This window comes from Streptomyces sp. NBC_00250, assembly GCF_036192275.1.
Lineage (GTDB): Bacteria > Actinomycetota > Actinomycetes > Streptomycetales > Streptomycetaceae > Streptomyces.
In genome coordinates, this window is sequence record NZ_CP108088.1 from 6684184 (window position 1) to 6709913 (window position 25730).

Sequence of the window (25730 nt, forward strand, 5' to 3'; positions counted from 1 at the left end):
GGCAAGGCATACTCGACGAGTGAGTACGAGTCCCGAGATCCGCACGCTGCCCGTTCCCGATGGCCTGGAGGGCGAGCGCGTCGACGCCGCCATCGCCCGTATGTTCGGGTTCTCCCGTACGAAGGCGGCCGAGCTGGCCGCCGCAGGGAAGGTCCAGGTCGACGGCTCCGTCGTCGGCAAGTCCGAGCGGGTGAGCGGCGGCGCGTGGCTCGAGGTCGAGATGCCGGGCGCGGCCGCGCCCGTGCAGATCGTCGCCGAGCCCGTCGAGGGCATGGAGATCATCCATGACGACGACGACATCGTCGTGATCATGAAGCCGATCGGTGTCGCCGCGCACCCCAGCCCCGGCTGGACCGGCACCACGGTCATCGGCGGCCTCGCCGCCGCCGGGTACCGCATCTCCACCTCCGGCGCCGCCGAGCGTCAGGGCATCGTGCACCGCCTCGACGTCGGCACCTCCGGTCTGATGGTGGTCGCCAAGTCGGAGTACGCGTACACCTCGCTCAAGCGCCAGTTCAAGGAGCGCGTGGTCGACAAGCGCTACCACGCGCTGGTGCAGGGCCACCCCGACCCGATGAGCGGCACCATCGACGCCCCCATCGGCCGGCACCCGAACCACGACTACAAGTGGGCGGTCACCGCCGACGGCAAGGCCTCCGTCACGCACTACGACCTCATCGAGGCGTACCGCTCGGCCTCGCTGCTCGACATCAAGCTGGAGACGGGCCGCACCCACCAGATCCGGGTGCACATGTCCGCCCACCGCCACCCCTGCGTCGGCGACCTCACCTACGGCGCCGACCCGACGATCGCCAAGCGTCTCGGCCTGACCCGGCAGTGGCTGCACGCCGTCCGCCTCGGCTTCGAGCACCCGGGCGACGGCTCCTGGGTCGAGTTCGCCAGCACCTACCCCGAGGACCTCCAGAAGGCCCTGGACCGGATCGCGGCGGAGAGCCAGTGACCGCCGCGTACAGCGTCCGTGAGGCGCTGGGCCCCGAGGACCGCGAGGCCTGCTTCGCGGTCCGCCGCGAGGTCTTCGTGGTGGAGCAGGGCGTTCCGCAGGAGCTGGAGTACGACACGTACGACGCGACCGCCGTGCACGTGCTCGCGGTGCGCGAGGACGGGCTGCCGCTGGGCACCGGCCGGCTTCTCTTCGGGGCGGACGCGGTCGGCAAGACCGGCGCCGACGTCTCGGTGGGCTCGCTCGGCCGGCTCGCGGTCTCCGAGGCCGCGCGCGGGCTCGGTGTCGGCGCGGCGCTCGTGCGGGGCATCGAGGACGTGGCGCGCGAGCGCGGTCTGACCGCCGTCGACCTGCACGCGCAGACCCACGCGCTCGGCTTCTACGAGCGACTCGGCTACGAGGCGTACGGCCCCGAGTTCCCGGACGCGGACATGCCGCACCGGGCGATGAGGCGCTCGCTGTAGGACCTCCGCGCCACCGACGGCGTCCCCTACCCCCTGTAGCACCCGCCTGCCCCCCGTAGCACCCGCCGCGCGCCGGTGCACACAGGGGGCAGTCGCTGTTAAAACGGACATACGTGGCAGGGTGTGGCCGTGGATCAATTGGCCCTGTTGTTCTTGCTGCTGCTCGGCGCCCTGCTCACCGTCCCCCTCGGTGACCGGCTCGGACTGCCCGCGCCCGTCCTGATGACCCTCATCGGGATCGCGCTGGCCCTCCTGCCGTTCGTGCCGAACGTCGAGGTCCCGCCGGAGCTCATCCTCCCGCTGGTGCTGCCGCCGCTCCTCTACGCGTCCGTGCAGCGCACCTCCTGGCGTCAGTTCGCGGCCAACAAGCGGCCGATCTTCCTGCTCGCGGTCGCCCTGGTGTTCGTCACCACGGCCGCCGTGGGCGCGGTCGCGCACGCGCTCGTGCCCGGACTTCCGCTGGCCGCGGCGATCGCGCTCGGTGCCCTCGTCGCACCGCCCGACCCGGTCGCGGCGACCGCCGTCGCCGGCTCGCTCGGGCTGCCGCGGCGGCTCGTGTCGATCCTGGAGGGCGAGGGACTCTTCAACGACGTGACCGCGATCGTGCTCTACCACGTGGCCATCGCCGCGGCCGTCAGCGGCTCCTTCTCCTGGCCCGAGGCGGTCGGCCAGCTCTTCCTCTCCGCCGTGGTCGCCCTGGTCCTCGGCCTGGCGCTCGGCTGGTTCGCCAACAAGCTCATCGGGTTCCTGAGCGACGCCACCCTGCAGACCGGCCTCACCCTCCTCGTGCCCTTCGTGAGCTACGTCCTCGCCGAGGAGCTGCACGGCTCGGGCGTCCTCGCCGTCCTGGTCACGGCCCTCTTCCTCGCCGAGCACGCGGCCGACGCCGACGACGTCATGGGCCGTCTCGCCGGTCAGACCTTCTGGCAGATCGTCGACACCCTCGTCACCGGCATCGCCTTCGGTCTCATCGGCCTCGAACTCGTGCATGTCTTCGGGGTGGCGGAGGGGCGCGGCTGGCAGATGCTCGACTGGGGCGCCGCCGTCGTCGGGGTGGTCGTCGGCGTCCGGCTGCTGTGGCTGCTGCCGGCCACCTGGCTCGCGAAACGGCTGCACACCCGCCGGGACGTCGACGAGGAGATCCCGACGAGCTGGCGGGAGACCATCGTCATGTGGTGGGCGGGGATGCGCGGCGTGGCCTCGGTGGCGCTCGCGCTCGCCATCCCGCTCCGGACCGACGACGGCTCGCCCTTCCCCGGCCGCGACGAGATCGTCTTCATCGCCTTCTGCGTGATCATCGCCACTCTCGTCGTCCAGGGCCTCACCCTGCCCTGGCTGGTGAAGCGGCTCGGCGTGCGGGCCGACGCGGACGCCGAGCGGGCCCTTGAACGGGATCTCGCCATCCGCGCCGCGAAGGCCGCCAGGCGCAGGCTCAAGGAGATCGAGGAGGTCGAGGAGCTGCCCGAGGAGGTCCAGGAGCGGCTGCTGCGCGGGGCGTACGACATCGGGGCGCGGATCAGTCCGGACATGGTCGACGAGGAGCGGCGGGCCGCGTTCGTCGAGCGGACGAAGCGGTTCAAGGCGGTGCAGCGGATCCAGCGGGAGCTGATGTCGGCCGCCCGGCACGAGGTGCTCTCGGCCCGCAGCGAGCCGGGCGCCGATCCGGAGGTGGTGGACCGGGTGCTGCGGCATCTGGACGTGCGCAGCATGCGGTGAGGGGCGGGCGGCGTCAGATGGGGAGGCGGTCGACCCGGCGGGCGGTGGGGCCGGAGTCAAGTGGGCCGGGTGGCAGGATGGGACGCATGGACATCATGCTCTTCCACTCGGCCTACGGGCTGACCCCTTCCGTCGAGGCCGCTGCCGAGCGGCTCCGTGCCGCCGGGCACCAGGTCTGGACCCCGGACCTCTACGGGGGCCGGACGGTCGGGACGGTCGAGGAGGGTGTGGCGCTCCGGGACGAGATCGGCAAGGACGAGCTGCTGAAGCGGGCGGTGCTCGCCGCCGCCCCGTACTCCGAGCGCGGCCTGGTCTACATGGGTCTCTCCCTCGGGGCCTCGATCGCGCAGACGCTGGCGCTCGGGGACGAGAAGGCGCGCGGGCTGCTGCTCTTCCACGGCACCTCGGACCTCGCGGAGACGGCCTCGGTGGACGAGCTGCCGGTGCAGCTGCACGTGGCCGATCCCGACCCGTTCGAGACGCACGACTGGCTGTCCTCCTGGTACCTCCAGATGCGCAAGGCCGGGGCGGACGTGGAGATCTACCGCTACCCGGGCGCGGGGCACGTGTACACGGACCCGGAGCTGCCCGACTGGGACGAGGAGGCGGCCGAGCGGACCTGGTCGGTGGCGCTGGGCTTCGTCGAGGGGCTGTAGGAACGGGGTGTGGCCCCCGGGGAGTTCCCCGGGGGCCACACCTGTGTCCGAGACGTTCCGTCAGCCGCGGTACGCCGTCCAGTAGTCGTTCATCCGGGTCACCTGGCCGGAAGTGAACTGGTACATGCAGGCGTCGTACGTGTAGTCCATGAAGTTGTGGATCGGGTCCACACCGGCCTTGTTGGTGCAGGTGTCACGGCCGGTCGGGCACTCGTAGGCGGGGCTCTTCTCGGCGGGGGTGTCGGCCACGCCGTCACCGCTGCCGCTGCAGCCGCCCTGGAAGGTGTGGTAGAGGCCCATCCAGTGGCCGACCTCGTGGGTCGCGGTGTCGCCCTGGTTGTAGTTGGCCGCGGAGCCGCCCGGGAGCGAGGCGTCGAGGACGACGACACCGTCCATGGACGGGTTCGAGGCGTACGAGGACGGGAAGGTCGCCCAGCCGAGGAGGCCGCCGCCCAGGTTGGCCGTGTAGAAGTTCAGCGCGCCCGCGCCGCCCTTGCGGAGGGTCTGCTTCATCTGCTTCTCGGCGGTGGAGCCGGAGGACAGGTTGTACCAGGACGCGTTGTCCGTGTAGTCGGTCGCGGCGAGCGTGAACTGGAAGTTGGAGTTCACGTTGCCGGTGCCCTGGCCCGCGTAGGCCGCGTTCAGGACGTTCATCTGGCTGGTGATCGCGGCCGCGGAGAGCTTGCCCGTCGTACCGGAGTGGATGACGTGGAAGTAGACCGGGATGTTCACCACCGCGGCGGCTCTGCCGGCGGAGGCGCCGAGGCGGGCCTCGGAACGGGCCGCGGACAGCTTCTTCTTGAAGTCGGCGTCCATGGCCGCGGCCTTGGCGGCGGTGACCTCGTTCGGCTCGGCGGCGTGGCCGCCGGCGCCGCGCGCCTTGCGGGCGCCGGAGAGGGCGCCGGCGTCGTCCGCGCACTCCTCGACGGAGGCGCCGGCCAGGGTGGCGGTGGTGGTTCCGCTCGCGACCGGGGCGGAGAGGGGGGCCAGGGCCAGGGTTCCGGCCATGACGGCCGTACCGAGCATCCGACGTGACATACGCGGGGATATACGGGCAAGAGCACGCATGGTGACTCCTCGTGGGGGGTGGGGGGAGGAACTTCCTCCGCCACGCCGGGGAGATTACGCGTCCATGTCAGCCACTGTTGAGGAGTGATCAAGCCCAATCATTCGTGGGGCAATTCGGGTCATCGGGAAGAAATTCTTGTGCCGTTTCCGGAGTTTGAGACGCCGACGTAACAGGCGAGGTGACAGAGGCGGGTGGTGTGTCCGGATTCGATCTCCAAAACCGGCCACCCGCCGTAGCGATGTGATCTCCCGTTAACAGAAGGGATCATGGCTGAAAATCGCCGTTAGGGCGTCATCGCGGTGTCACGGGGGAACTTTCAGCGAACCGGCTGGTACACCCGCTCGACACGCTGCGTTCCGCTCAGCGTCCGGTAGGAGCGCGCCCAGGCCGTCGTCGCGTCCGGGTCCGCCTTGTCGGAGACCGTGTAGTAGTCCATCTGCGAGCGCTCGGCGGTCACGTCCAGCACCCCGTAGCCGTGGTGGTCCATGTCCACCCACTTCACATGCCGGTTGGCGGCCTTGACGGCTCCGGCGGCCACCACCGAGAGCGTCCCCGGGGCCACGTGCAGCATGTCGTCCAGGTTGTCCGAGGTCACCGAGGTGACCACGAACTCGGTCGCGGCGGACGCCGAGAACGGATACGTGGCCGCCTTCACCGGCACGTCGTTGGCCCAGGCCATGTGGATGTCGCCGGTCAGGAAGACCGTGTTGCGGATCGCCCGCGAGGTGAGGTGCGCGAGCAGCTCCTTGCGGTCGTCCGTGTACCCGTCCCACTGGTCGACGTTGACCGCGAGCCCCTCCTTCGGCAGGCCCATCAACTCGGCGAGCGGCTCCAGGAGGTGGGCGGGCAGGGCCCCGAAGGCGACCGGCGAGATCATCACCGAGGTGCCGACCAGCTGCCAGGTCGCGTCCGAGCCCGCGAGCCCGGACTTGAGCCAGTCGAGCTGGGCGCGGCCCGCGATGCTCCGTTCCGGGTCGTCGACCGACCCGCTGCCCGTCTTCGCCGGGGCGGAGCGGAAGGAGCGCAGGTCGAGCAGGTGCAGATCGGCCAGCTTGCCGAAGCGCAGCCGCCGGAAGACCGTGCCCTCGGTGGAGGTGCGGACCGGCATCCACTCGAAGTAGGCCTGCTTGGCCGCGGCGACCCGGGCCGCCCAGTCGCCCTCGGCGCCCGGGGTGTGGTTCTCGGCCCCGCCCGACCAGGCGTCGTTGGCGAACTCGTGGTCGTCCCAGATGGCGACGACCGGGTGGGCCGCGTGCAGCGCCTGGAGGTCGGCGTCCGTCTTGTAGTGGCCGTGCCGGGTGCGGTAGTCGGCGAGCGAGACGATCTCGTGGCGCGGCTCGTGCTGCCGGACCGTGTACTTCGCCTCGGGGTAGGTGCCGCTGCCGTACTCGTAGACGTAGTCGCCGAGGTGGAGGATCGCGTCCAGGTCGGCGCGGGAGGCGAGGTGGCGGTACGCCGAGAAGTGGCCGGCCTCCCAGTTGGCGCAGGAGACCACGCCGAAGCGGACACCGGGCGCGGCGGCATCGGCGGCCGGAGCCGTACGGGTGCGTGCGGTGGGGGAGACGGTGGAGCCCGCGGTGAAGCGGAACCAGTAGGCGGTGGCCGGGCGCAGGCCCCGGACGTCCGCCTTCACGGTGTGGTCGGAACCGGCGCTCGCGGTGGTCGTGCCGGAGGCCACGACCCGCGCGAAGGCGCGGTCCTCGGCGAGCTCCCAGCCGACCTGGAGGTCCGGGCCGAGGCCGGAACCGGGCACGGCTTCGGGTGTGGGGGTGACGCGCGTCCAGAGCAGGACGCCGTCGGGCAGCGGGTCGCCGGAGGCGACGCCGTGGAGGAACGCGGGTGCCCCGGGGGCCGCGTGGGCCGTGGAGGCCGCGCCGAGAAGGGCGGGCGCGGCGACGGCGGTGACGGCGGCGGCCTTGACGACCGTGCGCCGACTGGGGGCAGGAGATATGAAACGACTGGTCACGGGCAGTCAGATTACTGGCGGGTATGGTGGGTTGGGAGCCTATTACCCGAAGTTCGTCGGACCTTTGCCCCGAGGTCGCGACGGATCCGCGTACGAGCCCCTTCCCGGCGCGTGCCCCAGCCCCGGATGCTGTCCTCCGGCCCCTGACCCGCCGCCGTGGGGCGGCCGGGCCAGGGGGCGGCGAAAGGCGGGTGCGCCGGCCGTCAGCCCTTCAGCGCCGTGTCGATCGCCGTGGTGAACTCGGCCGGCGTCATCGGCGGGTTGTCGGAGCCCGCAACCGTCACCGGCTTGCCGTCCATCTTCAGGCTCGGGGTGCCGGTCACGCCGCTCTCGTCGAAGGCCTTCGACATCTTCATCGCCCAGGCGTCGAACGTGCCGTTCTCGACGTTCTTCCTGAACTCGGCGTTGCCCTTGAGGGCCGGTACCGAGTCCGCCACCTTCAGCAGGTAGGAGTCCTTGGCGAACTTGTCGTCGTTCTCCTCGGGGTGGAAGTCCGCCGAGTACAGCGCTCCCTTGTACTTCAGGAAGGCGTCGGGGCTCACGTTCAGGGCCGCGCCGAGTGCCGAGAGGGCGTTCTTCGAGCCCTCGCCCGTGGCGGCGTCGTCGATGAAGGTGGCACCGACGTACTTGATCTTGTACTTGCCGGCCTCGACGTCCTTCTCGACCGTGGCGCCCACGGACTGCTCGAAGGTCGCGCAGACCGGGCAGCGCGAGTCCTCGTACAGCTCCAGGGTCTTCTTCGCGGACGACTTGCCGACGACGACGGTCGTGCCGTTCGTGCCCGTGGTGTTCTTCGGGGCGGTCACGGTGGTCGCCTTCGCCGCTTCCTCCCACTGGGAGGGCTTGTTCGACTGGACCACGGCGTAGCCGATGCCGCCGGCGGCGGCCAGGACGGCCACGGCCGAGACGCCGACGACGAGCTGGCGGCGCGCCCGGTCCTTCTTCGCCTGCTGCTCGCGCTCGACGCGCAGACGCTCGCGGGCGGCAGCCTTGTTGGCCTGGTTGTTGCGTGCACTCATGATCGTGATCTCCGTGGGAATGAGGAGGAAAGGGGGAACCGCGTGCCTGTGTGCTTGCGCTGCTCAGACGAGAGCGAAGCTCGGGCACGGCGGTCCACGCCGTCCCACGGAGTGCGTGAGGAGCCGGTTGCGGGAGGCCCCGGGCCGTCCCGCGGGCCGCCCGGCGCGCCGCGGCGCCGGACCACCGGTACGGAAGAAGGCCGCCACCAGGAGCAGCGGCCGGAACGCGAAGGCCGACACCGCGCCGAGCAGCCGGGCGAGCGCCCGCTCCCCGCCGCGCAGCCAGACCGCCGCGAAGAGCCCGACGCCCACGTGCGCCAGGAGCAGCAGCCAGGGCAGCGCCGGGTCGGGGGAGTCGAGCAATGCGGCCGCGGTGCCGCTCTCGGGGGCCGCCACTCCGGGCAGCGGGCTTCCCACGGCGCCGCCGCAGAACACGTCCACACCCACCGCGCGCAGCGAACCGGCGACCGGCCCGCCGGCAGCGCCGTAACAGATCACCTGACCGCTGGTGAAGAGCGTGTCGGCCGCCAGCTCCAGCGGGACGAGGAGCCCGGCGATGGGGCCGAGGCCCCGCTCGCGGCCGGCCAGGGCGTACGCCACGGCGAAGACGCCGACCGCGACGGGGGCGACCGTCCCGAGCGGCAGCGGCACGCGGGAGAGCAGCACGTGGGACGCCACGGACAGCGTCACGACCAGTGCCGTGAAGAACGCCGCCCGCAGCGCCCTCAGCTGCGTCCCTGCCATGTCCATCGTCGGCGAGTCTCCCATGCCGGTCCGTAAGACGTCCTTAAAGGAAGCCTGTGGACGGCCCCGGCGGTCCCTACAGGCCCGGGATCCGGCCGTTGCGGAAGAGGTCCACGAAGATCTGGTGGTCGGCCCGCGCGCGTGCCCCGTACGCGTGGGCGAAGTCCACCAGGAGGTCCGCGAAGCCCTCCTCGTCGGCGGCGATCGCCGCGTCGATGGCCCGCTCCGTCGAGAACGGCACCAGCGAGTGCCCGCTGGATTCGTCCGCCGCCGCGTGCATGGTCGCCGTCGCCCGGCCCAGGTCGGCGACGGTGGCCGCGATGTCCTGGGGGTCGTCGATGTCCGACCAGTCCAGGTCCACCGCGTACGGCGAGACCTCCGCGACCAGCTGCCCGGCGCCGTCCAGCTCCGTCCAGCCCAGCCACGGGTCGGCGTGCGCCTGGAGCGCCCGCTGCGAGATCACGGTGCGGTGGCCCTCGTGCCGGAAGTACTCCCGTACCGCCGCGTCCGTCACATGGCGGGAGACCGCCGGGGTCTGCGCCTGCTTGAGGTAGATCACGACGTCGTTCTCCAGGGCGTCGCTGTTGCCCTCCAGAAGGATGTTGTACGAGGGGAGGCCGGCCGATCCGATGCCGATGCCGCGCCGCCCGACGACGTCCTTGACCCGGTACGAGTCGGGGCGGGTCAGGCTGGACTCCGGCAGGGTCTCCAGGTAGCCGTCGAAGGCGGCCAGGACCTTGTACCGGGCGGCCGCGTCCAGCTCGATCGCGCCGCCGCCCGCGGAGAAGCGGCGCTCGAAGTCCCGGATCTCCGTCATCGACTCCAGGAGCCCGAAGCGGGTCATGGAGCGGGCGTCGCGCAGCGCGTCGAGCAGCGCGCCCTCGGCCGTGTCCAGCGTGAACGGGGGCAGGTCGTCGTTCTTCGCGCCGGTCGCGAGGGCGTGGATCCGCTCCCGGTAGGACGCGGCGTAGATCCGGACCAGGTGGGTGATCTGCTCGTCGCTCAGCGCCTTCGCGTAGCCGATGAGGGCGAGCGAGGCCGCGAGCCGCTTGAGGTCCCAGGTGAAGGGGCCGACGTACGCCTCGTCGAAGTCGTTGACGTTGAAGATCAGCCGTCCGTTGGCGTCCATGTACGTGCCGAAGTTCTCGGCGTGCAGATCGCCGTGGATCCACACCCGGCCGGTGCGCTCGTCCAGGTAGGGGCCACCGTGGGCCTCCTGCTCCAGGTCCGCGTAGAACAGGCAGGCCGTGCCCCGGTAGAAGGCGAAGGCGGAGCCGGCCATCTTCCGGAACTTGACGCGGAAGGCCGCGGGGTCGGCGGCGAGGAGCTCGCCGAAGGCGGTGTCGAAGACGGCGAGAATGTGCTCACCGCGCTCCGCGGCGGTGGGCTGGGGGACCGACATCGAGGTGCCTCCTGGTACGAAGCCGTGCATAGACAAATGGGACAGGTGTTCCTGTCTCCCAACGCGCGACGGTACCCGCGAGTGCCCGGCCGCTGTCAGTCCGGCGACGTAGACTTCGACGCTGTCCCCCAGAACACGCGGGGGCCCGGGGGTCGCTCCCCGGAAGTTCGCAGCATCGCCGGAGGCCTCCCCCGTGACCAAGCCGCCCTTCACGCACCTCCACGTCCACACCCAGTACTCGCTGCTGGACGGTGCCGCGCGGCTCAAGGACATGTTCAACGCGTGCAACGAGATGGGCATGACCCACATCGCGATGTCCGACCACGGCAACCTGCACGGGGCCTACGACTTCTTCCACACGGCCAAGAAGGCCGGGGTGACGCCGATCATCGGCATCGAGGCGTACGTCGCCCCCGAGTCCCGGCGGAACAAGCGGAAGATCCAGTGGGGCCAGCCCCACCAGAAGCGGGACGACGTCTCCGGTTCCGGTGGTTACACCCACAAGACGATCTGGGCGGCGAACTCCACCGGACTCCACAACCTCTTCAAGCTCTCCTCCGACGCGTACGCCGAGGGCTGGCTGCAGAAGTGGCCCCGGATGGACAAGGAGACCATCTCCAAGTGGTCGGAGGGGCTCATCGCCTCCACCGGCTGCCCCTCCGGAGAGCTGCAGACCCGGCTCCGCCTCGGCCAGTTCGACGAGGCCCTGAAGGCCGCCTCCGAGTACCAGGACATCTTCGGCAAGGACCGGTACTTCCTGGAGCTCATGGACCACGGCATCGAGATCGAGCGCCGGGTCCGCGACGGGCTCCTGGAGATCGGCAAGAAGCTTGGCATCCCGCCGCTCGTCACCAACGACTCGCACTACACGTACGCGCACGAGTCGACCGCGCACGACGCCCTGCTCTGCATCCAGACCGGCAAGAACCTCTCCGATCCGGACCGCTTCCGCTTCGACGGCACCGGCTACTACCTCAAGTCCACGGACGAGATGTACGCCATCGACTCGTCGGACGCCTGGCAGGAGGGCTGCCGCAACACCCTCCTGGTCGCGGAGCAGATCAACACCGACGGCATGTTCGTCGAGAAGAACCTCATGCCGAAGTTCGACATCCCGGAGGGGTACACCGACACCACCTGGTTCCGCGAGGAGACCATGCGGGGCATGCACCGCCGGTTCCCCGGAGGCATCCCCGAGGACCGCCTGAAGCAGGTCGAGTACGAGATGGACACGATCATCTCGATGGGCTTCCCCGGCTACTTCCTCGTCGTCGCCGACTTCATCATGTGGGCGAAGAAGCAGGGCATCGCGGTGGGCCCCGGCCGAGGCTCCGCGGCCGGTTCGATCGTCGCGTACGCCATGGGCATCACCGACCTCGACCCGATCCCGCACGGACTGATCTTCGAGCGCTTCCTCAACCCCGAGCGCATCTCGATGCCCGATGTCGACATCGACTTCGACGAGCGTCGGCGCGTCGAGGTGATCCGGTACGTGACGGAGAAGTACGGCTCCGACAAGGTCGCCATGATCGGCACGTACGGCAAGATCAAGGCGAAGAACGCCATCAAGGACTCCGCGCGCGTCCTCGGCTACCCGTACGCCATGGGCGACCGGCTCACCAAGGCCATGCCCGCCGACGTCCTCGGCAAGGGCATCGACCTCAACGGCATCACCGACCCCTCGCACCCGCGGTACAGCGAGGCCGGCGAGATCCGCGCGATGTACGAGAACGAACCGGACGTCAAGAAGGTCATCGACACCGCCCGGGGCGTCGAGGGCCTGGTCCGCCAGATGGGCGTGCACGCGGCCGGCGTGATCATGTCCAGCGAGCCCATCGTCGACCACGCGCCGATCTGGGTGCGGCACACGGACGGCGTGACCATCACGCAGTGGGACTACCCCCAGTGCGAGTCGCTCGGCCTGATCAAGATGGACTTCCTGGGCCTCAGGAACCTCACGATCATGGACGACGCCGTCAAGATGGTGAAGGCCAACAAGGGCATCGACCTCGACCTGCTCGCCCTGCCGCTGGACGACCCGAAGACCTTCGAACTGCTCCAGCGCGGTGACACCCTCGGCGTCTTCCAGTTCGACGGCGGACCCATGCGTTCGCTGCTGCGGCTGATGAAGCCCGACAACTTCGAAGACATCTCCGCCGTGTCCGCCCTGTACCGGCCGGGCCCGATGGGCATGAACTCGCACACGAACTACGCCCTGCGCAAGAACAAGCAGCAGGAGATCACCCCGATCCACCCCGAGCTGGAGAAGCCGCTCGAAGAGGTGCTCGCGGTCACCTACGGCCTGATCGTGTACCAGGAGCAGGTGCAGAAGGCCGCCCAGATCATCGCCGGCTACTCGCTCGGCGAGGCCGACATCCTCCGCCGCGTGATGGGCAAGAAGAAGCCCGACGAGCTGGCGAAGAACTTCACGATCTTCCAAGAGGGCGCCCGCAAGAACGACTTCAGCGACGAGGCGATCCAGGCGCTCTGGGACGTACTGGTCCCCTTCGCCGGCTACGCCTTCAACAAGGCGCACTCCGCCGCGTACGGACTGGTCTCCTACTGGACCGCCTACCTCAAGGCGAACTACCCCGCCGAGTACATGGCCGGTCTGCTCACCTCGGTCAAGGACGACAAGGACAAGTCCGCCGTCTACCTCAACGAGTGCCGCCGCATGGGCATCAAGGTGCTCCCGCCGAACGTGAACGAGTCCGAGTCGAACTTCGCCGCCCAGGGCGACGACGTGATCCTCTTCGGCCTCTCCGCCGTGCGGAACGTCGGCACCAACGTCGTCGAGTCGATCATCCGGTCGCGCAAGGCCAAGGGGAAGTACACGACCTTCCCCGACTTCCTCGACAAGGTCGAGGCCGTCGTCTGCAACAAGCGGACCATCGAGTCGCTGATCAAGGCCGGCGCCTTCGACGAGATGGGCCACACCCGCAAGGGCATGGTCGCCCACCACGAACCGATGATCGACAACGTGGTCGCGGTCAAGCGCAAGGAGGCCGAGGGACAGTTCGACCTCTTCGGCGGCATGGGCGAGGAGACCAGCGACGAGCCGGGCTTCGGTCTGGACGTCGAGTTCTCCGACGTCGAGTGGGAGAAGTCCTACCTGCTCGCCCAGGAGCGCGAGATGCTCGGCCTGTACGTCTCCGACCACCCGCTCTTCGGCATCGAGCACATCCTGTCCGACAAGACGGACGCGGCGATCTCCCAGCTCACCGGCGGCGAGCACTCCGACGGCGCGGTCGTCACCATCGGCGGCATCATCTCCGGCCTCCAGCGGAAGATGACCAAGCAGGGCAACGCCTGGGCGATCGCCACCGTCGAGGACCTGGCCGGCTCCATCGAGTGCATGTTCTTCCCGGCCACCTACCAGCTGGTCTCCACCCAGCTGGTCGAGGACACGGTCGTCTTCGTCAAGGGACGGCTCGACAAGCGCGAGGACGTGCCCCGGCTCGTCGCCATGGAGCTGATGGTCCCCGACGTGTCGAACGCCGGGACCAACGCGCCGGTGATCCTCACCATCCCCACCGTCAAGGTGACCCCGCCGATGGTCACCCGGCTCGGCGAGATCCTGGGCCACCACAAGGGCAACACCGAGGTACGGATCAAGCTCCAGGGCCCCCGGACCACGACCGTGCTCCGGCTCGACCGGCACCGGGTGCAGGCCGATCCGGCCCTCTTCGGCGACCTGAAGGTGCTGCTCGGCCCGTCCTGCCTGGCCGGCTGATCATCCGTCCCTCCCGGTCCGGCCGGGAGGGACCTCCCGAACACGCGCAAGGGGCGCGCCCGTCGTCACGGGCGCGCCCCTTTGCCGTACGCGGACGCCGTCAGTTGTGGCCGAAGCGCTTCTGACGGCCCTTGCGGGCCACGTCGCTCGGCAGGACCTGAGACGCACGCTGTGACGCCTCGGACTCCAACGCCGACTGCTGCGCCTGCTGGGCGCCGCGCTCGGCCGGGGACTGCTGCTGCTTCTGACTGCGGTTCTGGTTGCGGTTCTTGGCCATGGGGATGCCTCCTCAAAGGGACCTAGGGGCCAGGGCCCTTTGAGATTCACATACCGCACGAACCGCCGCATGTTGGATCATTACGGAGCGTAAGGGCCTCGTGAACGTGATATCCGCCACGCCGATGATCCAGTTCCGACCGTCGAGCCCCCGCCCTTCGGGCAGACTCGAAGGAAATCCGAAGCAACTTCCGATCCCGAGGTTCCCGAAAGAGGGTGGAACACGTGGACCGCTGCGTCGTCCTGGTGGACGCCGGCTACCTGCTGGGTGCCGCCGCCAGTCTTCTCGCCGGGGAACCGGCCCGCTCCAGGATCACCGTCGATCACGCCGGGCTCATCCAGCAGCTGCGCCAGCGCGCCGAGGCCGAGACAGCGCTGCCCCTCCTGCGGATCTACTGGTTCGACGGTGCGCCCGACCGGGTGCCCCAGCCCGAGCACCGCAGACTACGGGTGATGCCCCGGGTCACCGTCCGGCTGGGCGCCCTGACGAGGAGCGACGGACGCTGGGCGCAGAAGGGCGTCGACGCGGCCATGCACACCGAGCTGACCGAGCTCGCCAGGAACCGGGCCTGCTCCGACATCGTGCTCGTCACCGGCGACGGCGATCTGCTGCCCGGTCTGATGTCGGCCAAGGAGCACGGCGTCGCCGTCCACCTCTGGGCCGTCCAGGCCGCCGACGGCGACTACAACCAGTCCGAGGACCTGGTCGCCGAGGCCGACGAACGCCGTGTGCTGGACCGGACCTGGATCACCCGGGCCGTCCGCGCCAAGGACCTCACGGGGATCTGTTCGCCCCCGCCCGCCCCGCGCCCCGAGATCGCCGCCATCCTCTCCGCGCCGCTGCCCGAGGCGGCCCTGGCCGCCTCCGCCGAACGGGCCGCCGAGGCGGCGGCCGCCGGCGGGGCCTCCGGCGAGGTCGCCACCGCCAACGGCAACGGCCACGCGGGCAACGGTCACCTCCACCACGGCAACGGCCACACCCACGGCACCGGTCACCTCCGGGAGGACGACCACGGCCACGGCGCCGGGGCCGGCGTCCCCGCCCCGGCCGGCGGGAAGGGCGTCCCCACCCCCAAGGACCTCGCGGGACTGCGCGCCCCCGGCGCCGCCCCCGCCACCCCGGGCGCCCCCGTGCCACAGGGCGCGAGCGCCCTCCGCTGGTCCTCCGACCGGGGCTGGGTCGAGCGCCCCGCCCCCACGCTCGGCGAACCGGCCGAGACCGCCTCCCTGCCCACCCTCGCCGCCCTCACCAGTGCCGAGCAGCGCTGGGCGGACCGCGAAGAGGACATCACCACCGTCGGCGGCGATCCGTTCGAGGTCGGACAGGTGTTCGCCCGCCGGTGGATGGAGCGGCTTCCCGAGCAGAGCCACGTCTCGAAGCTGTCCACCCTCTACCCCCGCATCCCGCACCGCATCGACGGCGAACTCCTCCGGTACGCCGCCCGATTCGGGCTGCTCGCCCACAAGGACGACCAGATCGACGAGCACGACCGGTATGCGATCCGGGCGGGATTCTGGCGCGAGATCGACGTCCGGGCCGCCGCCGAACACGCCCCCGCGCCCGGAGCGGGCCCGGCGACCCCGTAGGCTCTTCCCCCGTGAGTACGGTGTGCGTGGTGCGGGACCTGGTCAAGACGTACCCCGCCACGCGCGGCGGGCGCGGTGCGCCCGCGACACCCGAGGTGCGGGCCACCGACGGGATCAGTCTCGACGTGCGCGGCGGCGAGATCTTCGGCCTGCTCGGCCCCAACGGCGCCGGCAAGTCCACCCTCGTCCGCCAGCTCACCGGGCTCCTGCGCCCCGACTCCGGCAGCGTCCGGCTCCTCGGCCACGACCTGGTGCGCCACCCCGAGCGGGCGTCCCGGCTCCTCGCCTACCTCGGCCAGGAGTCCACCGCCCTCGACGAGCTGACCGTCGCCCTCGCCGCCGAGACCACCGGGCGGCTGCGCGGCCTCACCGCCCACGACGCGCGCGCCGAGCGCGACACCGTCCTGGACGAGCTCGGCCTCGGCGCGCTCGCCTCCCGGCCGCTCAGGAAGCTCTCCGGCGGCCAGCGCAGGCTCGCCTGCTTCGCCGCCGCGCTCGTCGGCGAGCGCCCCGTCCTCGTCCTCGACGAGCCCACCACCGGCATGGACCCGGTCGCCCGCCGCGCCGTCTGGGCGGCCGTCGACCGGCGACGCGCCGAACACGGCACCACCGTGCTGCTCGTCACCCACAACGTCATCGAGGCCGAGACCGTCCTCGACCGGGTCGCCGTCCTCGAACACGGCAAGGTCATCGCCTGCGACACCCCCGCCGGACTCAAGGAACGCGTCGCGGGCGAGATCCGCGTCGAACTGGTCTGGCGCGAGTCGGCGCCCCTCGACCTGCCCGAGGTCGCCGCGCTGCGCGCACTCGCCCAGGAGACGGGACGGCGCTGGATCCTCCGGCTCGCCCCGGACGCGGCCCGCGCGGCCGTCGCCACCGTCACCGGCGGCGCCGCGTTCGCCGCGCTCGACGACTTCACGCTCGCCACGCCCAGCCTGGAGGACGTGTACCTGGCGCTGGGCGGCGCGAACGAGGGGCTGGTGAAGGCGTGACCGGTGACGGCGTGACCCCTCGCGTGACCCTTGCCTCTCACGTGGACCTTGCCTCTCAAATGGACCTTGCCTTTCGCGTGGACCTTGCCTCTCACGCAGCCCGTGTGCCGCACGTGACCCGTGCACCTCACGGTCTGCCCGTACCGCACGTCACCCCCAGGAGCTGTACGCAGTGAGCACCGTGCCCGCCGAGGCCCTGCCGACCGGCGCGCTTTCCGTCCGGGAGCACGACGACGAGGAGGCCGCCGCGCCCCTCGCCCCGCGCGCCCGGCTGCTGCCGGCCCTGGCCGCCGTCTACCGCGCGCAGCTCTCCCGCGCCCGGGTCGCCCGCATCCCGCTGCTCTTCGTCGCCACCTTCCAGTCCATCGGGATCATGGTCCTGATGCGCGGGGTCGTCGACGGGGGCTCCGAGGCACGCGCCGTCGTGGCCGGATCCACCGTCCTCGTCGTCGCCTTCGTCGCGCTCAACCTGCTCGCCCAGTACTTCGGACAGCTGCGGGCCACCGGCGGCCTCGACCACTACGCCACCCTGCCCGTGCCGCCCGCCGCCGTCGTGCTCGGCGCCGCAGGGGCGTACGCCTCCTTCACCGTGCCCGGGACGGCCGTCACCGCCGTCGTCGGTTCCGTGCTCTTCGGGCTGCCGCTCGGCCACCTCTGGATCCTCGCCGCCGTCGTGCCGCTCGCCGGAGCCGCGCTCGCCGGGCTCGGCGCGGCCCTCGGGCTCCTCGCGCCCCGGCAGGAGTTCGCCACCCTCCTCGGCCAGCTCGGCATGTCAGCCGCCCTGCTCCTGGGCGTGCTCCCGGCGGAGCGGCTGCCGGGGCCCATCGGCTGGGCCCGGGACCTGCTGCCGTCGACGTACGGCGTGGAGGCCCTGGCCCGCACGTTCGACCCGCGTCCCGACTGGGCTGTCGTCGCCCTCGACCTCGCCGTGTGCGGGGTGGTCGGCGTGGTCTCCCTGGCCGTCGCCACCTGGGCGTACCGGCGGGCCGCCGTCCGCTGAGGCGGGCCACAGACACACCTGGCACGATGGCGGGGTGACCGCACCCCTGACTCCGCCTCACCAGCCATCGCCGCACGACCCCGACTGGCCTCCGCCGCCCCCGCCGATGCACGGCCCGGCCGGGGACCCGATCACGATGGCCGAGGTCCTGCAGGGTGTCCTGGTCACCGTCGTCTCGGCGATCGCGGGGGCGCTGCTCGGAGTGCTGTGGCTGAATCTGGCCCCGCGGATCCTGCTCATCTCGGACGGCAAGGGTGTCTACCTCCGCAACTCGGAGGGGGAAGCGGCGATCGGCGCGGACGGAACGTTCGTCCTTCTCGCGCTGGCCTTCGGCGCGGTCGCCGCGCTCGTCGTCTTCCTCGCGCGCCGCAAGGGCGGCGTGCCGCTCGTCCTCGGTCTCGCGCTCGGCGGTGTCCTCGGCTCGCTGCTCGCCTGGGGCCTCGGGACGTCCTTCGGCCCGACGAGCGACGTGGTCGCCCACGCCAAGGCCGTCGGCCCCAGCATCGCCTTCGAGGCACCGCTCGAACTGAACTTCGCGGCCGCCGCGATGCTGGCCTGGCCGCTCGCCGCGATGATCGTGCACCTGGCGCTCACGGCCCTCTTCGGCCCGCGCGACCCGGAACCCGAACCGTGGGGCGAGTCGAAGCCGTACACCCAGGGCCCGAGCCCGAGCTGAAGGTAGCGGTCCTCCGTCCCCGGTCACCTTCCGGGGGCGGTTCGCTGCCCCCGGCTACCTTCCTGGCCTTGGGGAGGCCGCGCCGACGTCAGGCGCGGCCGATCGGGGCCACGACCGCCGCCGTGAGCGCGGCCAGGTCGGAGGGGGAGAGCTCCACCTCAAGACCGCGCCGGCCCGCCGAGATGCAGATGGACGCGTGCTCCGAGGCCGAGGCGTCGAGGACCGTGCGGAGCCGCTTGCGCTGGCCGAGCGGGGAGATGCCGCCCCGGACATAGCCCGTGGTGCGCTCCGCCGCCCCCGGGTCCGCCATCGCCGCGCGCTTGCCGCCGACCGCCGAGGCCAGCGCCTTCAGGTCGAGCTGGCCCGCGACCGGGACCACCGCGACCGTCAGCTCGCCGTCGACGTCCGCCACCAGGGTCTTGAAGACCCTCTCCGGGGAGACCCCGAGGGCCTCCGCCGCCTCCTCGCCGTACGAGGGGGAGGCCGGGTCGTGCTCGTACGCGTGCAGGGTGAACCGGGTGCCGGCCGCCGTCAGGGCCACCGTCGCCGGGGTGCCGCCGCTGTTCTTCTTCTGCTTCTTCGCCACGCGCGCTCTTCCTCGGCTCGGGTCGGCTCGGTTCGGGTCGGCTCGGTACGGCTCAGCCCGGTCGGCTCAGTTCGGGTACGTCGGGGCCTGCGTCAGGTCCACCACCGGCAGCGACGGCAGATGCCGCAGCACCGCCGTCTCCGCGCGCAGCAGCGTCAGCTCCTCGCGCAGCCGGGTCGCGGTGTCCGGAGCCTGGAGCAGCCGCTGCTTCGACGGTGTGTCGAGCACCGCCGCCGCCGCGACCAGGTACGACACCACCGAGGGGTCGTCCGGCAGCTCACTCGTCGTCAGCGAACGCTCGCGCGCCCCCGCGAGCCGCTTCTGGTAGCTGCGGAAGGCCCGGAGCACCCCCTCGGAGAGGGTGCCGGCCTCCTCGCCCTGCTCCTCCGGGATCTCCTCGACCTCGGCGACCAGGAACGGCCCGCTCGCGTCGACCGACAGCAGCTTCACCCGGGTCGTGCCGGTGGCCGTCACCTCGTAGCTGCCGTCGGCGCGCTCCCGGATCTGCACCGCGTCGGCGATACAGCCGACCCGGTGGAAGGACTGGATGGGGTCGGAGCCGAAGCCCGCGGCCGGGCCCTTCTCCGGCAGCGCCGTCTGGTCCGGCATGCCGGGGGCGGTCGGCGCGACCTCGCGGCCGTCACGGATGGCGACGACCGCGAAGCGGCGGGGCTCCGAGTCGTCGATCGTGAGCAGCTCGCGCATCATGGCGCGATAACGCTCCTCGAAGACGTTCAGCGGCAGCACGAGGCCAGGGAACAGCACCGCGTTGAGCGGGAAGAGAGGCAGGCGAGCGGTGGTCACAGCGGTCAAGCCTAATGGCCGCCGGGCCCGCCCCGTCCGGCCCGTCCGTCTCCGATGTCCCAGAGGGGCGTACGGCGGGCCAGCTCGGTCCCGACCCGGTCCCGCGCGGCGAGGAACCCGCGCAGCGGATCCTCCCGTACGGCTCCCCGCCCGGCACCTCGCGCGGACCCCCACGGGAACGAGGTCGCGTGGACCCCGATCCGGCCGAACTCCTCCCGCGCCTCCTCCCACCGCGCCCGCTCGACCAGCACGTACGCCAGCAGATTGCGGACCTCGGCCGGCCACGGGTCGCCCGCGGGGAAGACCGCCGACAGGGCCAGGGCACGGTCCGCCGCCCGGTCGATCCGCGCCTCCGGCACGGACGGGTCCCGGTCCGGCGGCACCCGGAGCCGGTCGTGGGCCGCGCGGACCGGCAGCGCCCGCACGAGCGAGTCCGGGGCGGCATCGTCCGCCGCCTGCTCGGCGAAGTCGAAGGCGGCCCGGTGGGAGCCGTACCACTGCGCGGACAGGTACTTCAGGGCCGCGACGTGACTGCCGTAGTGGTGCGGGGAGCGGCGCACGGCCTGCTCCCAGAGCGACTCGAAGACGGCGGGCCCGGCGTGCGCCCCGCGCGCGTGGTCCAGGGCGAGACGCCACGGCACCGGGTCGTGCGGGGCCCCCTCCGTGACGCTGCGGATCAGCGGCCCGAGCTCGCGCAGCCGCTCCGCCCGCGCGGGCGACTCCCAGGCCCTGCGGACGGCGAGCTGAGCCGTGACGAGCAGCGCGTCGGGGTCGCCGGGCGCGGCGGAGAGCCAGTGGGTCAGCCAGTCGTCCCTGCTGTACGCGAAGGTGGCGAGCCGGGTGACGTACCGGTCGCGGTCCTCCCACTCACCGGCGTCCCGGGTGGTGGCGAGCAGCTTCGCGGCGGGCTCCGGGTCGGCGAGCGCGGCGGCGACCAGGGCGGGGGCGAGCCGCTCGTCCGGGGCGTCGAGCAGCACGTCGTCGGCCGGCACGAACCCGGCGGTGAGCCGCGGGGAGTGCCGGGCCGAACGGACGGAGCCGATCAGGGAACGGAGCAAGCACATGGTGCGACGTATTGTCTCCCGTCCCCTCCCGCGCCCGCAGCCCGCCTCACGCCCCTCACACCAAACCTCCGCCGCCTCACCCCCTGCCAGGCACGGTGGTCACCGCGCCTCCTCACCTCAGCGCGGCACGGTGGTCACCGCGCCTCGTCACCCCCTGCTCAGGAGTCGCGTCGCGCCCGCCGCCACCGTCGTCGCCAGGATCCAGCCCAGCAGGATCAGCACCGCCGCCACCCACTGCCAGATCCCCTCAAGGCGCCAGTAGCCGTCCTGGCCGAGATTGATCACCGGGAGCAGCAGGTCGAGCGCGTACAGCGTGCCGTTCCACTCGGGGGCCTCCTCCGCCTTCAGCGGTATCGGGTGGTAGCGGGAGAAGGCCACCGTGCCCGCCCCCCACAGGACCGCCATCCACAGCGCCGCCCGGCCCGGCCGGTAGCCGTAGGCCACGGTCCAGTCCTGGAGGTAGCCCCAGAGCTTCCCCGCCAGCGGCAGGGTCTCCCGTCTGCGCCGCTGCTTGGCGAGCAGCACCTCGCGGGCGTCGGCGTCCTCCCCGCTGTTCCGCAGGACCGTCGCGAGGCGCTCGTAGGGCTCGGGGGCGTACTCCGGGGTCGCCGCCGCCACCCACTCCAGGCGCCGGGCCAGCGGGAAGTGTCCGTACGGCACGAGGTTCTCGTAGGCGAAGCCGCCCATCGCGAGCCCGCCGGGGCCCGGCCAGCTCGTCGACAGGTCGATCAGGGTGACGACCTTCGCGCCGTTGAGCACGACGCGGCCCTCCTCCGGGCGCTCGCCGTTGAACCGGAGCTCCGGTGTGACGATCCGGCGCAGCGAGACCTCCTCCCGCCGTGCCCCGTTCAGCAGGAACCGGGCGTGGTGCAGGTCCACCGCGTCACCGAACCGGCCGTCGTCGAGCCGCACCCCGCCGTGGCACTCCACCGGTTTGCGGCGGGCGCCCTGGGCGGGCGTCACCCCGTACGGCGGGGTGGACGTCGAGCCGCCGCTCGGGTACCCCGAGTTCCCGTACGCCCCCGCGTCCTCGTACACCCAGGCGGCGTTCAGATAGAGCGAGCGCTCCACCGTCAGCTGCGGTGCGTTGAGCGCGCGGCGGCCCTGCGCGCCACGCAGCACACTGCCCCGCAGGCTGAGGGACACGCCGACCTTCGCCCCGCGCAGGCTCAGTTCCCCGTGCGTCTCGATCAGCTCGGCCTGGAGGTCCTGGGCGACCACCATCCCGTCCGCCGCGATGGCCCGGCCGCGCCGGTCCGGCCACACCTGGATCTGGTTGATCAGCAGGTCCGTGCCGATCTGCGCGTCGGTGAGCCGGATGCCCCACTTCACCCGGCAGCGGGGCAGATGCAGGTCCCCCTCGGTGTGCAGCCGGGCGGCCTCAAGGCGCGGCAGCGCGCAATCGACCATCCGCAGCGTGCCGAAGCGGGCCTCGGGCAGCACCACCTCGCCGTCGAACCGGCAGCCCTGCAATTCGACGTACGGCCCTATCGTCCCGCCCGCCAGGTTCAGCACGCCGGTGATCCGGACGCCGCGCAGCTTCAGCGCGGCCACCCGGCCGGACCTGGCCGGCGGCCCGGCGAGCAGCAGCAGCGCCACCACGTCGGCGCGGACACTCCGCTCCTCTCCCCACTCGCGTCCCCCGAAGGGGTCGTCCCGCTCCGCGTTCCCCTCTGTCAGGTCGCACGTCCTGCCGACCCGGAACGCCCGCCACACGGCCCGCTCCGGGCCCGTGAGACCGTCCGGCATCCCGTCCTCGTGCGGCTCGGTCACTGCCGCCCCCCTCGCTTTCCACGATCCGTTCCCACGATTCCCCGATCCCTTTTCCGGGGGTTCGTGGATTCGTACAGCCGTTCTTCCCGCTGAGTAACGGGCTGAACGCTAACGGTCAGGAGTGGCGACAAGACGCCAGTGTGGCGTGTATCAGCCAGTGATACGGGCGTCCGACGCTGTGGGCCGTCTGCGAGAATTGACCCGTGATCTCTCGAATCGATCTGCGCGGCGAGGCCCTCCCCGAGGGTTCCGCCCTGCGCGACCTGCTGCCCCGTGCCGAGTTCGACGTGGAAGCCGCCCTGGAGACGGTGCGGCCGATCTGCGAGGACGTCCGGCATCATGGCGCGGCCGCGGTGATCGAGTACGGGGAGAAATTCGACGGCGTCCGCGTCCCGAGCCTGCGCGTCCCCGCCGAGGCGATCACCCGCGCCCTCGACGAGCTCGACCCGGCCGTCCGCGCCGCCCTGGAGGAGTCCATCCGGCGCGCCCGCCTCGTCCACCGCGAGCAGCGCCGCACCACCCACACCACCCAGGTCGTCCCCGGCGGCACGGTCACCGAGAAGTGGATCCCGGTCGAGCGCGTCGGTCTGTACGTGCCGGGCGGCCGCGCCGTCTACCCGTCCTCCGTCGTGATGAACGTCGTCCCGGCCCAGGAGGCCGGCGTCGAGGGCCTGGCCGTCGCCTCGCCCCCGCAGAAGGAGTTCGGCGGACTCCCGCACCCCACGATCCTCGCCGCCTGCGCCCTGCTCGGCGTCGACGAGGTGTACGCCGCCGGCGGCGCCCAGGCCGTCGCCATGTTCGCGTACGGCACCGAGAGCACGGACGGCGATCCCGGCTGCGCACCCGTCAACCTGGTCACCGGCCCCGGCAACATCTACGTGGCCGCCGCCAAGCGTCTCCTCAAGGGCCGCATCGGCATCGACGCCGAGGCCGGCCCGACGGAGATCGCGATCCTCGCGGACTCCACCGCCGACCCCGTGCACGTCGCCGCCGACCTCATCAGCCAGGCCGAGCACGACCCGATGGCCGCCTCCGTCCTCGTCACCGACTCGGACGAGCTGGCCGCCGCCACCGAGGCCGAGCTGAAGACGCAGGTCGCCGCCTCCAAGCACGTCGACGACCGGATCGTCCCGGCCCTCGCCGGCCGCCAGTCCGCGATCGTCCTCGTCCGCGACCTGGCCGACGGTCTCAAGGTCGTCGACGCGTACGGCGCGGAGCACCTGGAGATCCAGACCGCCGACGCCGCCGCCGTCGCCGACCGCGTCCGCAACGCGGGCGCGATCTTCGTCGGCCCCTGGGCCCCGGTCTCGCTCGGCGACTACTGCGCCGGTTCCAACCACGTCCTGCCCACCGGCGGCTGCGCCTGCCACTCCTCGGGCCTCTCCGTGCAGTCCTTCCTGCGCGGGGTGCACATCGTGGACTACACGCGCGACGCGCTCGCCGACGTCGCCCACCACGTGGTCACCCTCGCCGAGGCCGAGGACCTCCCGGCCCACGGCGCGGCGGTCAAGGCCCGGTTCGGGTGGAAGGTGCCGGTGACCAAGTGACCGGAATCGACGATCTGCCCGTCCGGGACGAGCTGCGTGGCAAGTCCCCCTACGGCGCGCCCCAGCTCGACGTCCCCGTCCAGCTGAACACCAACGAGAACCCCTACCCGCTGCCCGAGCCCCTGGTGGCCCGGATCGCGGAGCGGGTCGCCGAGGCCGCCCGCGGCCTCAACCGCTACCCCGACCGGGACGCGGTCGAGCTGCGCACCGAGCTCGCCCGCTATCTCACCCGGACCGGCAAGCACCCGGTCGCCACCGAGAACGTCTGGGCGGCCAACGGCTCCAACGAGGTCCTCCAGCAGCTGCTGCAGACCTTCGGCGGCCCGGGCCGTACCGCGATCGGCTTCGAGCCCTCGTACTCGATGCACGCCCTGATCGCCCGCGGCACCGGCACCGGCTGGATCTCCGGCCCGCGCAACGAGGACTTCACGATCGACGTCGAGGCGGCCGTCCAGGCCATCGCCGAGAACGCGCCGGACGTCGTCTTCATCACCTCGCCCAACAACCCCACCGGCACGGCCGTCGACGCGCGGACCGTGGAGACGCTGTACGAGGCGGCCCAGGCGGCCAAGCCCTCGATGGTGGTCGTGGACGAGGCGTACGTGGAGTTCAGCCACCGGGACTCGCTGCTGCCCCTCATCGAGGGCCGCCCGAACCTGGTGGTCTCCCGGACCATGTCCAAGGCCTTCGGCGCCGCCGGACTGCGCCTCGGCTACCTCGCCGCCCACCCGGCCGTCGTCGACGCCGTCCAGCTGGTCCGGCTGCCGTACCACCTCTCCGCCGTCACCCAGGCGACCGCGCTCGCCGCCCTGGAGCACACCGACACCCTCCTCGGGTACGTCGAGCAGCTCAAGGCCGAGCGCGACCGGCTCGTCACCGAGCTGCGCGGGATCGGCTACGAGGTCACCGATTCGGACGCCAACTTCGTGCAGTTCGGGAAGTTCCCCGACACGCACGCGGCCTGGCAGCGGATCCTCGACCGGGGCGTCCTGGTCCGCGACAACGGCGTACCGGGATGGCTACGGGTCACCGCGGGCACCCCCGAAGAGAACGACGCGTTCCTCGACGCGGTTCGTGAATTGATGAAGGAGCAGGAGCGATGAGCCGCGTAGGCCGCGTTGAGCGCACCACCAAGGAGACCTCCGTCGTCGTCGAGATCGACCTCGACGGCACCGGAAAGGTCGATGTGTCGACCGGGGTCGGCTTCTACGACCACATGCTCGACCAGCTCGGCCGGCACGGCCTGTTCGACCTGACCGTCAAGACCGACGGCGACCTGCACATCGACTCGCACCACACGATCGAGGACACCGCCCTCGCCCTCGGCGCCGCCTTCAAGCAGGCCCTCGGCGACAAGGTCGGCATCTACCGCTTCGGCAACTGCACCGTCCCGCTGGACGAGTCGCTCGCCCAGGTGACCGTCGACCTCTCCGGCCGCCCGTACCTCGTGCACACCGAGCCCGAGAACATGGCGCCGATGATCGGCTCGTACGACACGACGATGACCCGGCACATCTTCGAGTCCTTCGTCGCCCAGGCCCAGATCGCCCTGCACATCCACGTGCCGTACGGGCGCAACGCCCACCACATCGTGGAGTGCCAGTTCAAGGCCTTCGCCCGCGCCCTCCGCTACGCCTCCGAGCGCGACCCGCGCGCCGCCGGAATCCTCCCCTCCACGAAGGGCGCGCTCTAAAC

22 protein-coding genes are annotated in these 25730 nt (G+C 71.6%); 12 read left to right on the forward strand and 10 right to left on the reverse strand.

The annotated features are described in order from the left end of the window. The first annotated feature begins 19 nt into the window (after positions 1–19). The 4 genes from OG259_RS30260 (at position 20) to OG259_RS30275 (ending at position 3797) form a co-directional block, all read left to right on the forward strand. Positions 20–961 carry an RluA family pseudouridine synthase gene (locus OG259_RS30260; RefSeq protein ID WP_266890835.1) on the forward strand — a complete coding sequence of 314 codons (942 nt, stop codon included), beginning with the start codon at positions 20–22 and terminating at the stop codon, positions 959–961. Continuing rightward, positions 958–1425, forward strand: a complete 468-nt coding sequence (locus OG259_RS30265) for a GNAT family N-acetyltransferase (protein WP_328945132.1) — start codon at positions 958–960, stop codon at positions 1423–1425. Before OG259_RS30260 ends, OG259_RS30265 begins: the two co-directional genes overlap by 4 nt. Positions 1426–1554: 129 nt before the next feature. Further along, entirely contained in the window at positions 1555–3141 is a 1587-nt protein-coding gene (locus tag OG259_RS30270) for a Na+/H+ antiporter (protein ID WP_328945133.1), read from the forward strand. An 86-nt stretch (positions 3142–3227) separates the two neighbouring features. Further along, entirely contained in the window at positions 3228–3797 is a 570-nt protein-coding gene (locus OG259_RS30275; RefSeq protein WP_266890829.1) for a dienelactone hydrolase family protein, read from the forward strand. A 60-nt stretch (positions 3798–3857) separates the two neighbouring features. On the opposite strand, the gene OG259_RS30280 is transcribed toward OG259_RS30275, so the two are convergent. The 5 genes from OG259_RS30280 to OG259_RS30300 form a co-directional block, all read right to left on the reverse strand. Continuing rightward, complete coding sequence (locus OG259_RS30280) at positions 3858–4835, reverse strand: zinc metalloprotease (protein WP_328945134.1); 978 nt, start codon at positions 4833–4835, stop codon at positions 3858–3860. 347 nt (positions 4836–5182) lie between these two features. Continuing rightward, a complete protein-coding gene (locus tag OG259_RS30285) occupies positions 5183–6832 on the reverse strand; it encodes an alkaline phosphatase D family protein (protein WP_328945135.1) in 1650 nt (549 codons plus the stop codon). A gap of 203 nt (positions 6833–7035) precedes the next feature. Then, positions 7036–7851 (reverse strand): thioredoxin domain-containing protein, encoded by an 816-nt coding sequence (locus OG259_RS30290; RefSeq protein ID WP_328945136.1) that lies wholly within the window; start codon positions 7849–7851, stop codon positions 7036–7038. A gap of 63 nt (positions 7852–7914) precedes the next feature. Continuing rightward, the gene (locus tag OG259_RS30295) at positions 7915–8601 is read right to left on the reverse strand and encodes a hypothetical protein (protein ID WP_328945137.1); all 687 of its coding nucleotides are present in this window, start codon (positions 8599–8601) and stop codon (positions 7915–7917) included. A 70-nt stretch (positions 8602–8671) separates the two neighbouring features. After that, positions 8672–9997: a DUF2252 domain-containing protein gene (locus OG259_RS30300; protein WP_328945138.1), complete on the reverse strand. Its 1326-nt coding sequence runs from the start codon at positions 9995–9997 to the stop codon at positions 8672–8674. Between the two features lie 193 nt (positions 9998–10190). On the opposite strand from OG259_RS30300, the gene dnaE reads away from it, so the two are divergent. Next, positions 10191–13730, forward strand: coding sequence for a DNA polymerase III subunit alpha (gene dnaE, locus OG259_RS30305; protein ID WP_328945139.1), 3540 nt, complete (start codon positions 10191–10193; stop codon positions 13728–13730). 100 nt (positions 13731–13830) lie between these two features. Here dnaE and OG259_RS30310 read toward each other — a convergent pair whose 3' ends face one another. Next, positions 13831–14007: a hypothetical protein gene (locus OG259_RS30310; RefSeq protein WP_266890820.1), complete on the reverse strand. Its 177-nt coding sequence runs from the start codon at positions 14005–14007 to the stop codon at positions 13831–13833. Positions 14008–14222: 215 nt separating this feature from the next. Between OG259_RS30310 and OG259_RS30315 the strand changes: the two genes are divergently transcribed. The 4 genes from OG259_RS30315 (at position 14223) to OG259_RS30330 (ending at position 18261) form a co-directional block, all read left to right on the forward strand. Further along, entirely contained in the window at positions 14223–15593 is a 1371-nt protein-coding gene (locus tag OG259_RS30315) for an NYN domain-containing protein (protein ID WP_328945140.1), read from the forward strand. A gap of 20 nt (positions 15594–15613) precedes the next feature. Beyond that, positions 15614–16585 carry an ABC transporter ATP-binding protein gene (locus OG259_RS30320; protein ID WP_328947218.1) on the forward strand — a complete coding sequence of 324 codons (972 nt, stop codon included), beginning with the start codon at positions 15614–15616 and terminating at the stop codon, positions 16583–16585. A gap of 172 nt (positions 16586–16757) precedes the next feature. Beyond that, positions 16758–17585, forward strand: coding sequence for an ABC transporter permease (locus tag OG259_RS30325; RefSeq protein WP_443052044.1), 828 nt, complete (start codon positions 16758–16760; stop codon positions 17583–17585). Between the two features lie 34 nt (positions 17586–17619). Then, a complete protein-coding gene (locus OG259_RS30330; protein ID WP_328945141.1) occupies positions 17620–18261 on the forward strand; it encodes a DUF2567 domain-containing protein in 642 nt (213 codons plus the stop codon). Between the two features lie 88 nt (positions 18262–18349). Here the strand turns inward: OG259_RS30330 and ybaK are convergent, their stop codons facing one another. The 4 genes from ybaK to OG259_RS30350 form a co-directional block, all read right to left on the reverse strand. Further along, complete coding sequence (ybaK, locus tag OG259_RS30335; RefSeq protein ID WP_328945142.1) at positions 18350–18847, reverse strand: Cys-tRNA(Pro) deacylase; 498 nt, start codon at positions 18845–18847, stop codon at positions 18350–18352. A gap of 66 nt (positions 18848–18913) precedes the next feature. After that, the gene (locus tag OG259_RS30340) at positions 18914–19651 is read right to left on the reverse strand and encodes an LON peptidase substrate-binding domain-containing protein (protein ID WP_328945143.1); all 738 of its coding nucleotides are present in this window, start codon (positions 19649–19651) and stop codon (positions 18914–18916) included. 11 nt (positions 19652–19662) lie between these two features. After that, the gene (locus OG259_RS30345; protein WP_328945144.1) at positions 19663–20715 is read right to left on the reverse strand and encodes a hypothetical protein; all 1053 of its coding nucleotides are present in this window, start codon (positions 20713–20715) and stop codon (positions 19663–19665) included. A gap of 147 nt (positions 20716–20862) precedes the next feature. Beyond that, a complete protein-coding gene (locus tag OG259_RS30350; RefSeq protein WP_328945145.1) occupies positions 20863–22488 on the reverse strand; it encodes an oxidoreductase in 1626 nt (541 codons plus the stop codon). Between the two features lie 203 nt (positions 22489–22691). On the opposite strand from OG259_RS30350, the gene hisD reads away from it, so the two are divergent. From hisD to hisB, 3 genes are read left to right on the forward strand one after another with little or no spacing between them, the layout of a single operon-like run. Further along, positions 22692–24035 carry a histidinol dehydrogenase gene (hisD, locus tag OG259_RS30355; RefSeq protein ID WP_328945146.1) on the forward strand — a complete coding sequence of 448 codons (1344 nt, stop codon included), beginning with the start codon at positions 22692–22694 and terminating at the stop codon, positions 24033–24035. Next, positions 24032–25138: a histidinol-phosphate transaminase gene (locus OG259_RS30360; RefSeq protein ID WP_328945147.1), complete on the forward strand. Its 1107-nt coding sequence runs from the start codon at positions 24032–24034 to the stop codon at positions 25136–25138. The genes hisD and OG259_RS30360 overlap by 4 nt, the downstream gene beginning before the upstream one ends. After that, a complete protein-coding gene (gene hisB, locus OG259_RS30365; RefSeq protein WP_015032911.1) occupies positions 25135–25728 on the forward strand; it encodes an imidazoleglycerol-phosphate dehydratase HisB in 594 nt (197 codons plus the stop codon). The genes OG259_RS30360 and hisB overlap by 4 nt, the downstream gene beginning before the upstream one ends. The last annotated feature ends 2 nt before the right edge of the window (positions 25729–25730 follow it).

Bases quoted from the DNA above. Each gene is read 5' to 3' on its own strand.
- OG259_RS30310 (WP_266890820.1), bottom strand. From the start codon at position 14,007: ATGGCCAAGAACCGCAACCAGAACCGCAGTCAGAAGCAGCAGCAGTCC.
- OG259_RS30280 (WP_328945134.1), bottom strand. From the start codon at position 4,835: ATGTCACGTCGGATGCTCGGTACGGCCGTCATGGCCGGAACCCTGGCC.
- OG259_RS30295 (WP_328945137.1), bottom strand. From the start codon at position 8,601: ATGGACATGGCAGGGACGCAGCTGAGGGCGCTGCGGGCGGCGTTCTTC.
- OG259_RS30290 (WP_328945136.1), bottom strand. From the start codon at position 7,851: ATGAGTGCACGCAACAACCAGGCCAACAAGGCTGCCGCCCGCGAGCGT.
- hisB (WP_015032911.1), top strand. From the start codon at position 25,135: ATGAGCCGCGTAGGCCGCGTTGAGCGCACCACCAAGGAGACCTCCGTC.
- OG259_RS30345 (WP_328945144.1), bottom strand. From the start codon at position 20,715: ATGTGCTTGCTCCGTTCCCTGATCGGCTCCGTCCGTTCGGCCCGGCAC.
- OG259_RS30300 (WP_328945138.1), bottom strand. From the start codon at position 9,997: ATGTCGGTCCCCCAGCCCACCGCCGCGGAGCGCGGTGAGCACATTCTC.
- OG259_RS30275 (WP_266890829.1), top strand. From the start codon at position 3,228: ATGGACATCATGCTCTTCCACTCGGCCTACGGGCTGACCCCTTCCGTC.